The sequence below is a fragment of the Paenarthrobacter sp. NPDC018779 genome, assembly GCF_044391085.1.
In the GTDB taxonomy this organism is placed as follows: Bacteria; Actinomycetota; Actinomycetes; order Actinomycetales; family Micrococcaceae; genus Arthrobacter.
In genome coordinates this window covers 1-13,743 of sequence record NZ_JBIRZS010000017.1, presented here as the reverse complement: position 1 = coordinate 13,743, position 13,743 = coordinate 1, and the positions used below count along the sequence as shown (strand labels likewise).

The following is a 13,743-nucleotide window of genomic DNA, read 5'->3' as shown; positions in this document are numbered from 1 at the left end:
CTCCATCGAGTCGACTATCACTTGGAGAGAGCCCGGCAGGAACCCAAAATTAAGCTGTTGCCTGTCAAAGGCAAGTGTTACCTTATGTGGACCCCGCTTGTGATGAAGACCGCATGCGCCATGCCATGTTCTTTTTCGAGGTAACCATGAGCTATGTTCTCGCCATTGACGTCGGGACAAGTTTTACCGCGGCAGCCGTGCTCAGGCCCGGCCAGGGCTCCACGAGTGCGCCGGAAGTGCTCCCCCTTGGACTCCACGGAAGTGCCGTGCCCTCCGTCCTCTACTACGCGGAGGACGGCCGGGTTCTTGTGGGCGAAGCGGCCGAGCGCCGCGGACTGGACGATCCCCGGCGCATGGTCCGGGAGTTCAAACGGCGGATCGGCGACTCCGTTCCCCTGGCAGTGGGCGACGATTGGCTGGCGCCAGAGGATGTTTTCGCCGCCCTGGCCCAGTGGGTAGTAGCCAAGGCCGAAGAACGCGAGGGTGGTCCAGCTTCCTCGATTGTCATGACGCACCCGGCTTCCTGGGGCCAGCACCGGACTTCCGTGGTTCTGGCGGCGCTCAACCTGGCGGGCCTGGGGGACATCCGCCTCATCAGCGAGCCGGAGGCCGCGGCCCTCCATTACGCCTCGCAAACCCGGGTGGAGGACGGCAGCACCATCGCGGTGTACGACCTCGGCGGGGGCACCTTCGATACCGCGATTCTCCGCAAGGCCGGAGCCAATCGGTTTGAACTGATCGGCCATCCGGACGGCATTGAAACCTTGGGCGGCGCCGATTTCGACGCCGCTGTTTTGCGTCACGTGGTGGCCCATCTGGGAGATGCCGTCCAGGCCCTGGACGCGGACCATCCGGCAACCCTTTCGGCGTTGTCCCGGCTCAAGAGGGAATGCCGCGAAGCCAAGGAAGCGCTCTCCCTGGACAGCGAAACCAGCATTTCCGTTGCGCTTCCGGGCAGGCAGCAGGCCATCCGCCTGGTCCGTTCCGAGTTCGAGGCGATGATCGAGCCGCAGGTCCAGGACACCTTGGACGCCCTCGGGCGGAGCCTGGAGGCCGTCCATGTGGACCCCGAGGACCTGACGGCCGTTCTCTTGATCGGTGGATCGTCGCGTATTCCGTTGGTGGCCGAGTTGGTTTCGGCGGAACTTGAACGGCCCGTGGCGGTTGATGCCGATCCGAAGTCGTCGATTTGCCTGGGCGCGGCGATCTCGGCGAGCTCGGCGCTGGCGGCCAGCCCTGCCGTTTCCAGCGGCTCCGCGGCACCGACAGCTGATGGTCGGACAGCGGACAGTGAGGCCGCCGCCGTCGAGGCCGGTTTGACCGCCCTGGCTGGTCACCGCACCCGGGGCATGAGCCCGGTGGCGCGTCCCGGCGTCGGGCATGGACGAACGGCACTGTCCGCGCTCAAGCAGGCGGCAGCGGGTACGTCGAAAGCAGGCCGGCACGCGCCGCGCTCCCGGATGAGGATGACGGCCGCCGCTGCCGCTGCCGCTACCGTGCTGACGATCGTTACCGCCACGGCGGCCCAGACTCCCGAGGGAGCGGGGTTGTTGTCCGTGTTCGCGGCCCAGGGATCCGACGTGATGCGCGACGGCGGCACGAAGTCAGGCGGGGGACAGGCCGGTGCCGCCTCGGGAGCGAAAGCCGGGGAAGCGCCCGCCGCAGGCCAGACGGGGAAGGGCCTGGACGCTTCCGCGAGGACAGGCACGGCCCGGACCTCCACCGGGTCCGGGCAGAAGGGGGCTACCAAGGGCGCCCCGGCGGCCGGCAGCGGAGCGGCCCCAGCGGCCGGAAACGCCGCGGCCCCCGCCACTGGAAATGGCACGACCGCTCCGGCACAGGGCACGCCGGGGGCCACCACACCCGGGACACCCACGTCCGCACCAGCTCCAGGAACCGTCACGCCGACGCCGACCCCCACCGGGGGCGCTGCGAGCGGGCCGGCTCCGGAGCCCACCCCCACCCCGACCCAACCACCTGTGACCACTCCGGCCGACCCGCCACCCACCACCGTGCCGGACCCCGTCACTCCCACACCCGAGCCGACAACCCAAGCACCACCACCTCCGCCGCCCGTCACACAGGATCCGGTACCTTCGGACCCCGTCACGGAACAGGCTCCCCCGCCACCTCCAACCGAGACGAGCCCGGGCGAGACTCCTGCTCCCACCGCGGTGGCTTAGGCGATGACGGGACAGGACCCCGCTGAGGCACCCCCGGGGCACGGGTATGGGCTCGAAGGCACAACGGCGGCCGTCCGGGAATTGCTCCTGGCGTTGGCGGTCGGGTTTAGCTTGCCGGCTCCCTTGCCCGCTTCCCTGAAAGGGCGCGAAGACCTGGAAGAGCTCAGGGAGACTGCCACGGCAGCGGGGCTCTTGCTTCCGGACGGTTCCCTGGTGGGGACGGCGCGCCATGCCCTCCTGAACGGCACCCCGGAGGCCAGCATCCACGCGCTGCAGCGGGAGCTGGTGGACACCTACCGTGCTGCTGGCCGGCCGTTGGGCGGGTTGGCCCGGGAGCTTGCCCGGGCTGGGCTGCGCCACCCCCAGGTGGCAGCGGAACTCGAAGAAGCGGCCGAGGAAGCGCTCGAGTCCGATCCCGGTTTGGCCGCCACGCTGTTCGCGGAGTCCTTGCTGTCCGGAGCCAAGGAACTGCCCACGGCAGCGCGGCGTGCACAGGCAGCCGCGGCTACGGGAGACCTTGACGCCGCAGGCCGCTTGGTGGACCGGTTACTGGCCCTGCCCGAACCGCCGGAGCTTGCTTTGGGCGTGGACGTGGCTGCCGCCGTGTGGGCCGAGCGGGGAATGCTGTCCCGCAGTGCCGATACATACCGTTGGCTGGGGCCTGAACGGATTGGCGCCTCGGCGCCGCTGGCCGGATTGGCAATGATCGGCTCCGGGGACGTTGCTGGCGCGCACGGCGTCCTGACAGAGGGCCGCTCATTGGGGTCGCCCACGCTTTTGGCTGTGGCGTTGTCCCTCATGGGGGACGGCCTGCGCCGAACACTGGAATCCTCGCCGGAGCTGGGACTCTCTGAGCTGATCCGGGCTTCGGACATGATGAACGCTGCAGGAGTGGTTGCTCCGATGCCCGAGATCCCGGCCGTCCTGGCCGCACTGTGCGCCCTGCACAGCGGCGAGCCGGCGGTAGCGGACACCGTGGTGCGGGCCGCCCTGGCCGCATCCCAGGGTGGCGACACCGCCAGGCCGCGGTTATTCCTGCTGCAGGCGTGGTGCGCCATGCAACAGGACAACCCGGACGACGCCAGGTTGGCCATCAACGAGGCCGTCAAAGCCAATCCCTGGGACCTCGCGCCGAGGGACCGGTTCCTTCGTGCAGCCCTTGAGCTTGGCCTCGCGCGGCGAAGCGGCGAAGTCCATCAACTGGTCCTGGCCTGGGAGCACGCCCGCGAAGCCATGATGCACGTTTCCGTGGACCTCTACAGCCTGCTGCCGTGGGGCGAAGTACTCATCACCGCTGCCCGTCTGCGCGAAACGGGTCGCGTGGCCCACTACCTGCAGGGCGCCTGGGAGTTGCTGGACCGCCTGGAGAATCCGGTGCTGTGGTCAGTCCCGTTGCATTGGGCTGCAGTGCAGGCGGCGCTGCTGGGCGAGAACCCTGCTGAGTTGGCCCCGCACGCCGCGGCGCTGGTTCGCGCCTCCGGGCACAGCCATTACGCGGCCATGTTGGCAGCCGGCGGCAAAGCCTGGGTCTCGGTCCTCGCCGGGCGCTTCGTGGCGTCCGACGTCGAGACAGCGGCCCGCGGGCTGGCCGCCGTCGGGATGCCATGGGAAGGCGCCCGGCTGGCAGGCCACGCAGCCGCGCGGGCCGATGAGCGCCGGGACATGGTGAAGCTGCTGGCGTGTGCCCGGGACATCCACCCCCAGGGAAGCGTCGCGCAGCCGGAAACCCAGCAGGACCAAGCTGCGGGCATAGGGGCCCCCGAAAAGGCCGAGCCTTCCGGACTGAGCGCCCGCGAAAAGGAAGTTGCCAGGCTGGTGCTGGAGGGCAAAACCTACCGGGAAATCGGCGATGCCATCTACATTTCACCCCGCACGGCCGAACACCATGTGGCCCGCATGAGGCGCCGTCTGGGAGCGGAGAACCGCTCGGAACTCCTGGTCCGGCTGCGCTTGGCCTTGGGCGACGCGCACCCACCCCACGCATGACACCCCTCCGCCCCCTAACGTTCGGGCACCGGATCCCCTAACGCGGGCGCCGCCGGTAGGGGGACCGCCCCCGATGCCCCGGCCGTCCCCCGGGCCATAGTTTGTAGTCAAGCCCGGCAAAGGCGCCGGGCGTTCTCCACCCAACACAGAATGTGAGGGAGCGTTCCAATGCCAACACTTGCACAACAGCTCGTACAGTTCCTGATGAGCCTGTTCAACAACCCGGAAGCCGCAGAGGACTTTGTCCGCGACCCGGAAGCAGCCCTTTCCGCCGCCGGTCTGGGGCATGTTTCCTCGGCCGATGTGGATGCCGTCCGGCCCGTGGTCCTGGACTACGCTCCGATCAACGCGCGTTCGTCGTTCGACCGTGAATACAACACCGGCGGCAACCACGCCACCACGGGTGGGGGCGGGGCATCCGGACATCCCGCTCCGCAGCACAACGGTGGCGGTGGCCGGGATGATCACGACGACGATCACGGCCACGGTGGTGGCGGTGGCGGTGGTTGGGATGATCACGACGATGACCACGGCCACGGTGGTGGCGGTGGCGGCGGTGGTGACTGGGACGACCACGCCCACGCCGTGCAGCAGCTGGTCCACGTGGTGAACAACTACTCCTACACCACCAACATCGATGACCGTGACACGATCAACGACCAGTCCGTCAACCAGAACATCTGGGCCAACGGCGATGTCAACCAGATGTTCAACCAGGAGGCCGTGATTGCCTCCGGCGACGGCGCGATTGCTGCCGGCGACGATGTGAAGGACTCGGGCAACACCACCACCACAACAACAACCACCACCACGACGAACACCGACAACTCGGATGACCACTCGCTGAACATCGTTTCGCAGGGTGAGGGCGACGTTGAGGTGGGCAACACGGACATCGACGTCAGGGATTCGTTCAACGACAACTCGGACCACTCGGTGACCAAGGATTCGTACAACACGGACGATTCCTACAACACCGATGTTGATGTTGACGTGGACATCGAGGATTCCTTCAACGAGACCACCACCAACAACACCGACAACTCCGTGGACAACTCGACGAACGATTCGTACAACGACAACTCGGACAACTCCGACAACTCGACGAACGATTCGTACAACGACAACTCGGATAATTCGGACAACTCGGATAACTCGGTCAACGACAACTCGGACAACTCGACGAACGTCGCCGATTCCTTCAACGGCAACGGTTCGGGTAATACGGACAACTCGGTGAACGACTCGCTCAACGGGAACACGGACAACTCGGTCAACGACTCGATCGTCGTGGCGGACAACGAACTCGACGTGGACTACACCAATATCGAGGACAACACCGTCATTGCGGACAACGAGCTCGACGTCGAATACAACGACATTGACGATTCGCTGGTAGTGGCCAAGAACGACGTGGACATCGACTGACAAAGGAGTTGATTGCGGCGTAAGTACAGACCGCAAGCAAGCCCCAGCAGTGCCCGGCAGGCGGGAAAGCACCTGCCGGGCACTTCGCCGGTTCTGATGATGAAGGTTCTGAAGACGAAGGTTCGGGAGCAGAGGAGCAACTGTGGCGGGAACGGAACGCATGGCCGCCCTGGTGGAACAGGGCATGGAACTGGCGGGGGAGAGGAACGACCTTCGCCGGCGCCTGGAGCAAACCCGCGGACGGTTGCGTGATCCCAGCGTCCGGGTGATCGTGGTTGGTGAGTTCAAGCAAGGCAAGAGCAAACTCATCAACGCCCTGGTCAATGCTCCGGTATGCCCGGTGGATGACGACATCGCCACTTCCGTTCCCACGGTTGTCAAGTACGGTGATCCCGCATCCGCTGCAGTCCTGGTCCCCAAGGACAGTCCCGGACAGGGAGAAGCGCCGTCAGTGGAAAGTGCTCCCGGTGATCCGCACCTGGAGCGCCGCCCGGTGGACATCAACCAGCTGGCAGCCTACGTCTCGGAGGCCGGGAATCCCGGGAATACCAAGAACCTGGTTGCGGCGGAGGTGGCGTTGCCCCGGCAGCTCCTCGCCGGTGGATTGACGATCGTGGACTCGCCGGGCGTGGGCGGGCTGGGATCCTCGCATACCCTCACCACCTTGACGGCCCTTCCCTCGGCCCACGCGGTGGTGTTCGTTTCCGATGCCTCCCAGGAATACACCGAGCCGGAAATCAGGTTCCTTCGCCAAGCCATGCGGGTCAGCCCGAACGTCCTGTGCGTCCTCTCGAAGACCGACCTCTACCCGGCCTGGCGGCAGATCGCAGAGCTTGACCGCCAGCATCTCTCCGACGTCGCACCGGAGATGACGCTGCTGCCCGTTTCTTCCGAATTGCGTCTCCAGGCCGCACGGCTGCAGGACAGGGAGCTGAACGAGGAGTCCGGGTTTCCCGCTTTGATCGCGTACCTGCGGGACACCATCGAAGGGCGGGCGGCCGCGATCCGGCAGAAATCCGTACAGCACGACCTCCTGTCCGTCACCGAGCACCTGCGGCTCTCCCTGCAATCCGAGCTCGCAGCCTTGGAAAACCCGGACGGCACGCCCCGCATGATCGCTGACCTGGAAACCGCAAAGCAGGAAGCCGACGCCCTGCGTAAGCGTTCGGCCCGCTGGCAGACCACCCTTAACGATGGCATCGGGGATCTCATCGCGGACATGGAGTACGACCTCCGGGACCGGTTGAGGCGTATCCAACGGGAGGCCGAAAACGCCATCGACCAAGGCGACCCGGGACCAGCCTGGGAACAGTTCTCCCTCTGGCTGGAACAAAGCGCCGCAGCAGCCATCTCCGACACCTTCGTTTGGACCAGCGAACGCGCCCAATGGCTTGCCGGCCAGGTAGCTGAACACTTCTCCGAGGAAGAAGTGGCCCTCCCGCTGACGCAGGTGGCCGATACCGGTGGAGTGCTGGATCCTGTGGGCGAGATGCCCACCATGGAGGACGGGAGGATGGCGCCGCTCCAGAAGCTGTTGATCGGGATGCGCGGCTCCTACGGCGGCGTGCTGATGTTCGGCCTCCTGACAGGCATCTTTGGCATGGCCCTGATCAATCCCCTGTCCGTCGGCGCCGGGCTGTTGCTGGGCCGCAAGGCGTACCGGGAAGAGAAGGAAGCGCGCCTCAAACGCCGCCAGGCAGAGGCCAAAGCGCTGGTCCGCAAACAGGTTGACGACGTCGTGTTCCAAGTGGGGAAGCAACTCAAGGACAGGCTGCGCCTGGTCCAGCGGGCCACCAGGGACCATTTCACCGAGATCGCGGACGAGCACCACCGTTCCCTGACGGATTCCGTGGCGGCCGCCCAGAAAGCCGCTGCGACGTTCGCCGTGGAACGGGACCTGCGCATCAAGGACATCCGGCTCCAGCTCAAAAAGGTGGACGCATTGGCCCAGGCTGCGGCTGCGCTCCAGGACGGGGCCACACCCAGCGCCCAACCGTCCGTTGCAAGGGCGGGATGAACGCCATGGAGGACTCCGGCATCGCCGATGCTGCCGGGCTCCTGGCACAAGCCCGGCAGGTCTTCCATGGCGATTCCGGCGCACTGGCCGTGTTGGACGAGCTCGATGAAAGGGTCTCCGGACCACTGCGCATCGCCGTGGCAGGGATGGTCAAAGCTGGAAAGTCCACCCTCCTCAATGCGATCATCGGCGAGGAAATCGCCCCAACGGATGCAGGAGAGTGCACCAGGATTGTCACGTGGTACCGGCACGGAGCCACACCGCGCGTCACCCTGTTCCCGGTGAACGGTGAACCGCGTCCATTGCCGGTTACCCGGGAGGACGGCCGTTTGGTGTTTCCGCTCGGCGGCATCAGGGCCGAGGACGTGGAGCGCCTGGTGGTGGACTGGCCGGCAGCGAGCCTGAAGGACCTGACCCTGATCGACACCCCCGGAATCGCGTCCCTCTCCCAGGATGTTTCCGGCCGGTCAACGGCTTTCCTGTTGCCCGAAAACGCGCCCTCAGCCGCGGACGCCGTCATCTACCTCATGCGCCACATGCATGCCTCGGATGTGCGGTTCCTGGAATCGTTCAGGGACAACGTGGCCGGGCAATCAGGGACTGTCAACGCGCTCGCCGTGCTGTCCAGGGCGGATGAGATCGGCGCCGGAAGGATCGACTCCCTGATTTCCGCCGCAGTGATCGCCGACCGCTACAGCCGCGACGAGAACCTGAAACCACTGGCCCTGGGCGTAGTGCCGGTTGCGGGGCTGCTGGCGCAGAGTTCCCGGACCATGCGGCAAACCGACTATGAGGCGTTGGTTGCCTTGGCGGGCCTTGGAAAGTCCGCGTGGGAACGGATCATGCTGTCCGCGGACCGCTTTGTCCGGGCCACCGAACCCGCTGGAATCGCAGCGGAAACCAGGGTTTCGCTCGTTGAACGCTTCGGCCTCTTCGGCATCAGGCTGGGCGTTGCCCTGGTCCGGGGCGGGCTCGACGATCCCACGGCACTGGCCCACGAGCTTGCTCGGCGGAGTGGTTTGGGCCAACTGCTTCAAAGCATCGCCTCGTTGTTCCAAACCCGCGCCGAGGCCCTCAAGGCGCGCGCCGCCGTCGTGGGTTTGGAAGCTTTGCTGCGAAGCACGGCACCGGAAGATGCAGCCTCACTGGTGACGGCGTTGGAGCGGCTCCAAGCCGGAGCGCACGAGTTCAGGGAACTCAGGCTGCTGGCTGCCCTCCGGACCAGCGGCGTGGGGCTCGCCCCGGATGCCGCGGCCGAGGCCGAGCGCCTGGTGGGTGGATCCGGGACGTCAGCCGCGCTGAGGCTGGGCCTCCCTGACGATTCAGGCGAAGACAGTGTCAGCGACGCTGCCCGGGCGTGCCTGGACCGCTGGCGTGCGATCGCGGAGAACCCGCTGACCGAACCGGCTGCCTTGGGCGCATGCCGTGTGGTGATCCGCAGTTGCGAAGGGATGCTCGCGGCAATTCCGGCCGGACGCTGAACGCGCCCGCCTAGCCGCGTCCTGCGGCGCGGGGTGTCACCGGCTGTGCCTTCCGTCCACGCCTGAGCCACGCCGATACCGACGGCAGGAACAACAGGATGAGGCCAGCAGCGGCCAGGATGTATTGCGCTGCGAGCAGGACGGTCGCCAGCACACCGTCAGCGCCGGGAGCGATGACGAAATCGGCAATCACCACCGTCACCACAGCGTGGAGCAGGACCACGGGAGCCAAGGCCCATCGCGCCCAATCGCGGTGCCGGAAGACTACTGCCAGCAGGACCGCTTCCATGGCCGTCACCAGCGCGAGCATGCCCAGGCTGCCGAGGAACACGACGGCGGTGGCACCGTCGAGTGCCTTGGCGTCCCCGTCCGGGACCATGCCACCGATGACGCCCTTGAGGCGTTCGAAATGCGCGTTGCGGCCCAGGAAATCCGTCAGGATGACGCCGAAGCCCGCCAGGAAGCTGGCCAGCCACAGGGTCCGGGCCCAACGGGCAGGGCCGGGCGGGCGTACTGCCGCCACGATCGGTGGCGGTGCGGATACGGAAACGCCTGGGCGTGGCGGTGGTGCTGGGGTGTTCAGAGGTGGCCCGCTGAGAGGCGTCCCGGCTTGTGCTTGGAGAGATCGCGATTCATCAGCTTGTTGGGCCATGTTCCCTACTTCAGTTCGTCTGTGTCAGGGCTTTGTGAATCCTTGAGCTTGCGCTCCTTGGCCTCGAGTTCGGCTTTGAGCTTCTTGAGCCGCTCTTCTTCGGCCTGGTTCCGACGGCGGTTTTCCAGGTTGCGGAGGAACTCGGGGTCGTCATCCGGAGCCGTGGGGTAGCTGCGGACAGGCTTGGCTGAGGGCCTCCCATAAGGGCGGCCGAAAATGAACCAAAGAATGGCGCCCAGCACCGGGAGAACGATCATCACCACGATCCAGGCCGGCTTGGAAATGCCGCGCGTGCTTCGGCTGTCAGTGCGAATGACATCGATAAGGGCGTACACGAACACAACAAGGACGACGACGACGCCAACAACGCGGAGCATGCACCAAGTCTAGTCGCCGAAAGCCCTTCGCTGGATCCCCCACAAAGGCCGTGATCAGAGTGCAACCATCAAGGCGGCTAAACTTGGATGGTGGCTTTCCTGAAGTATTCCCTGATCCGTTTGGCGCTCTTCGTGCCGTTGTTCGTGCTTTTCTACTTTTTGGGGACGGGCGCCATCCTGGCCGTGGTCTGTGCCGGTGTGATCGCCTTCGCCATCAGCTACCTCTTTTTCCAGAAACAGCGGGATGCCGCAACAGGGGCCATGCGTGAGCGTTTCTCCGGCCGGGCCAAACCGCTGCGTTCCGCCGGTGAAGTGGACGACGCCGCTGCCGAAGACTCCCTGGTGGAACAAAACCCGGACGTTGCCATCAACAATGACAAGCGCCCGGGTTCTGCCTAAGGAACTTCCGGCTGGATTCAGATCCGCGTCAGGATCAGTCCGAGCGAGAACAGCAGGCTGTAGCCGAGGTTGATCAGGCCAGTCTGCTTCAGGACCGGGATGAGGCTCTTGCGCTTCTTCCCGTTGACCATGAGCCAGGCCGGCATCAGGCACGCCGGGATCAGCAGCAGTACGATCAGCATCCACGGCTTGGTGGGTGCCAGCACCACCACCAGCAGGATGGCGACGCCGAGCATCAGCACGTAGCTTTCCCGGGCGTGCCTGTCGCCCAAACGCACGGCCAGGGTCCGCTTCCCGGCAGCTGTGTCCGTGGGGATGTCCCGGACGTTGTTGGCCATGAGCAGCGCGCAGGCGATGAGCCCGGTGCCGATCGCGCCGATCACCGCCGCCAAGCTGACCTGCCCTGCCTGTGTGTACGTGGTTCCCAGCGTTGCCACGAGCCCGAAGAACACGAAGACGAACACGTCGCCCAGCCCGAGGTAGCCGTACGGGTTCTTGCCACCGGTGTACCCCCACGCCGCCAGGACGCAGCCGATACCTACCAGGATGAGCCACCACGTCTGGGTGATGATCACCAGGATGAGGCCGCAAATCATGGCCAGGCCGAACAGGCCGAACGCAGCCCACTTCACGTGTTCCGGCTTGGCCACGCCGGAGCCCACCAGGCGCAGCGGCCCCACGCGGTCCTCATCGGTGCCGCGGATGCCATCGGAGTAGTCGTTGGCGTAGTTGACGCCGATCTGGAGCAACAGGGCCACGAGTGCCGCCAGGATCGCGTTGGGCAGCCGGAAAGCATGGAGTTCGAAGGCCGCAGCCGAGCCGATCAGGACCGGCGCAATCGCTGCGGGCAGTGTGCGGAGCCGGGCTCCTTGAATCCATTGTGCAGCTGTCGCCACGTGCAGTACCTCGTGTGTTGGGGGTTGATCTTCAGTCAGGTTCGTTAAGGCAGAACCTGTCTATTGTCCCTGATGCAGGGCTTCGAGCTGTTCGATCATGGCCAGCCTGTCCGGCTTTCCGTTGGGGAGCATGGGCAGTTCGCTGACCGCAAGCACCGTTTTCGGGGCCAAAACACCCAGTGCGGCCTCGCGCTTCGCAGTGAATCCGCGGATGCCCTCGCGTGTTGGATCCGCCACGGCCACGACCGCGGCCACTGCCTGGCCCCACTCGCGCGACGGGACGCCGGCTACGAAAGCCGCCGTGACGCCGTCGAGCCCTTCCAGTTTCTCCTGGATGTACGCGGCGGAAGCCTTGACCCCGCCGGTGATGATGACGTCGTCGGCGCGGCCCAGGACGGTGAGCTTGCCCTCCGGCGACATCTCGCCCAGATCACCGGTGACGTACCAGCGGGTGCCGTCGTATTCGAAGAAGGCCTCGGGGCCGTCCTCCAGGTAGCCGGCTGCGACAGTCGCACCGCCCAGCAGAATGCGTCCCTCAAGTTCGCCCTCGCCAAGGCGGATTTCGACGCCCTCCAGCGGCTCGCCGTCGTACACGCACCCGCCGCACGTCTCGGCTGAGCCGTACGTGGTGACGACCTTGAGCCCTTCCGCGTGTGCCGCGGCGAGGAGTTCGGGCGATGCAGGCGCGCCACCCAACAGGATTGCGTTGAACCGGCGCAGGACCGCGAGGGTTTCGGGGGCGGGGGAGTCCAGGAGCCGCTGCAGCTGGGTGGGCACCAGGGAGGTGAAGCGGATCTTGTCCGTGAGTTCTTCCGCGGCGGCAGTGAACGCTTCCGGGGTGAAACCCTTCGACTGGTCCATCACCCACGGCCGGGTTCCGGCGTACAGGGACCGGACCAGTACCTGGACACCCGCAACATACTGCAGGGGGAGGGCCAGCAGCCACTGCCCCTCGCCCCGCAGGGCCACGGCCGTTCCCACCGACGACGCCGCCAGGGCATCAATGGTGAGGACGGTTGCCTTGGGAGTACCTGTGGAACCGGAGGTGCGAACCACCACTGCGGCGTCCTCCACACCGGTTTCCACGGGAACAGCGCTTGGCCGGCCCTCTGCGTCAGTGACGATTTCGACGGCGGGACCCTCGCCTTGCAGGGCGGCAGCCAGGGCCTTGAGGATGGGATCGATGTCCACGGCGGGTCCTAGAAGTAGTAGGGGAAGTTGGACCAGTCTGGGTCGCGTTTCTGGAGGAACGCTTCCTTGCCCTCCACGGCCTCGTCCGTCATATAGGCCAGGCGGGTCGCTTCGCCGGCGAAGACCTGCTGGCCGGCCAGTCCGTCGTCCGCGAGGTTGAAGGCGAACTTGAGCATGCGGATGGCCTGGGGAGATTGGCGGGCAATGTCCGCGGCGTATTCCAGCGCGACTTCTTCCAGGCGCCCGTGGTCCACGGCCTCGTTGACCGCGCCCATCCGGACCATGTCCTCGGCGGAGTATTCGCGGGCCAGGAAGAAGATCTCGCGGGCAGCCTTCTGCCCGATCTGGCGGGCCAGCAGCGCGGAGCCATAGCCGGCGTCGAAACTTCCCACCGTGGCGTCCGTCTGCTTGAACTTGCCGTGCTCACGGGAGGCGATGGTGAGGTCGCTGACCACGTGCAGCGAGTGGCCGCCACCTGCCGCCCAGCCGTTGACGACGGCGATGACCACCTTGGGCATGGTCCGCATGAGTCGCTGGACCTCCAGGATGTGGAGGCGGCCGGCCCGGGCAGGATCGATGGTTTCCTGGGTGTCCCCTTCTGCGTAACGGTAGCCGTCCCGGCCTCGGATGCGCTGGTCACCGCCGGAGCAGAAGGAATGCCCGCCGTCCTTCTCGGAGGGACCGTTGCCGGTGAGCAGCACGGTGGCCACATCCGGGGTCATGCGCGCGTGGTCCATGGCACGGTAGAGCTCATCCACGGTGCCCGGGCGGAAGGCGTTACGGACCTCGGGCCTGTTGAAGGCGATGCGGACCGTGGGGAGGTCTTTGACTCCGTCAGCCGTGCGCTCAACCTGCCGGTGGTACGTCATGTCCTTGAAGTCATCGAAGCCGGAAACGGTGCGCCAGCGCGTGGGGTCAAAGACGTCGGAAACCTTGGCAGGGAGTTGGTTGTTCACAGTCCGAGTCTAGTAATGGCCCCGGCCGCCCACCCAACTGCGTCGCAGTTGGGGTCGTTCCCAGCGCTGGGAACGACGTCATCTGCGACCCAGCGTGTGAGCGCCTTCGGCGCGCCGTGGGGCCGGGAAAGTATGCGGGGTGGCTCGCCAGGGCTCTGGCGGGCTCTGGCCTTCCGG

11 protein-coding genes are annotated in these 13,743 nt (G+C 66.1%); 6 read left to right on the top strand and 5 right to left on the bottom strand.

The window, feature by feature from the left end; genetic code table 11:
* Positions 1–113 precede the first annotated feature (113 nt).
* From ACH488_RS16170 to ACH488_RS16150, 5 genes are all read left to right on the top strand, one after another.
* Complete coding sequence (locus tag ACH488_RS16170) at positions 114–2,183, top strand: Hsp70 family protein (protein ID WP_397325582.1); 2,070 nt, start codon at positions 114–116, stop codon at positions 2,181–2,183.
* A gap of 3 nt (positions 2,184–2,186) precedes the next feature.
* Complete coding sequence (locus ACH488_RS16165; protein ID WP_397325581.1) at positions 2,187–4,169, top strand: LuxR C-terminal-related transcriptional regulator; 1,983 nt, start codon at positions 2,187–2,189, stop codon at positions 4,167–4,169.
* A 168-nt stretch (positions 4,170–4,337) separates the two neighbouring features.
* A complete protein-coding gene (locus tag ACH488_RS16160; RefSeq protein ID WP_397325580.1) occupies positions 4,338–5,597 on the top strand; it encodes an IniB N-terminal domain-containing protein in 1,260 nt (419 codons plus the stop codon).
* Between the two features lie 160 nt (positions 5,598–5,757).
* Positions 5,758–7,614, top strand: a complete 1,857-nt coding sequence (locus ACH488_RS16155) for a dynamin family protein (RefSeq protein WP_397325656.1) — start codon at positions 5,758–5,760, stop codon at positions 7,612–7,614.
* 5 nt (positions 7,615–7,619) lie between these two features.
* Positions 7,620–9,095 carry a dynamin family protein gene (locus ACH488_RS16150; protein ID WP_397325655.1) on the top strand — a complete coding sequence of 492 codons (1,476 nt, stop codon included), beginning with the start codon at positions 7,620–7,622 and terminating at the stop codon, positions 9,093–9,095.
* Positions 9,096–9,105: 10 nt separating this feature from the next.
* On the opposite strand, the gene ACH488_RS16145 is transcribed toward ACH488_RS16150, so the two are convergent.
* Both ACH488_RS16145 and ACH488_RS16140 read right to left on the bottom strand, forming a co-directional pair.
* A complete protein-coding gene (locus ACH488_RS16145) occupies positions 9,106–9,618 on the bottom strand; it encodes a hypothetical protein (RefSeq protein ID WP_397325579.1) in 513 nt (170 codons plus the stop codon).
* A 134-nt stretch (positions 9,619–9,752) separates the two neighbouring features.
* On the bottom strand, positions 9,753–10,124 hold the full coding sequence (locus ACH488_RS16140) for a PLD nuclease N-terminal domain-containing protein (RefSeq protein ID WP_397325578.1): 372 nt from the start codon (positions 10,122–10,124) through the stop codon (positions 9,753–9,755).
* 87 nt (positions 10,125–10,211) lie between these two features.
* Between ACH488_RS16140 and ACH488_RS16135 the strand changes: the two genes are divergently transcribed.
* Positions 10,212–10,523, top strand: coding sequence for a DUF4229 domain-containing protein (locus ACH488_RS16135; RefSeq protein WP_397325577.1), 312 nt, complete (start codon positions 10,212–10,214; stop codon positions 10,521–10,523).
* A gap of 17 nt (positions 10,524–10,540) precedes the next feature.
* Here ACH488_RS16135 and ACH488_RS16130 read toward each other — a convergent pair whose 3' ends face one another.
* From ACH488_RS16130 to ACH488_RS16120, 3 genes are read right to left on the bottom strand one after another with little or no spacing between them, the layout of a single operon-like run.
* Positions 10,541–11,419: a 1,4-dihydroxy-2-naphthoate polyprenyltransferase gene (locus ACH488_RS16130; RefSeq protein WP_397325576.1), complete on the bottom strand. Its 879-nt coding sequence runs from the start codon at positions 11,417–11,419 to the stop codon at positions 10,541–10,543.
* A 60-nt stretch (positions 11,420–11,479) separates the two neighbouring features.
* Positions 11,480–12,610 carry an AMP-binding protein gene (locus tag ACH488_RS16125; RefSeq protein WP_397325575.1) on the bottom strand — a complete coding sequence of 377 codons (1,131 nt, stop codon included), beginning with the start codon at positions 12,608–12,610 and terminating at the stop codon, positions 11,480–11,482.
* Between the two features lie 8 nt (positions 12,611–12,618).
* Entirely contained in the window at positions 12,619–13,566 is a 948-nt protein-coding gene (locus ACH488_RS16120) for a 1,4-dihydroxy-2-naphthoyl-CoA synthase (protein WP_397325574.1), read from the bottom strand.
* Between the last annotated feature and the right edge of the window lie 177 nt (positions 13,567–13,743).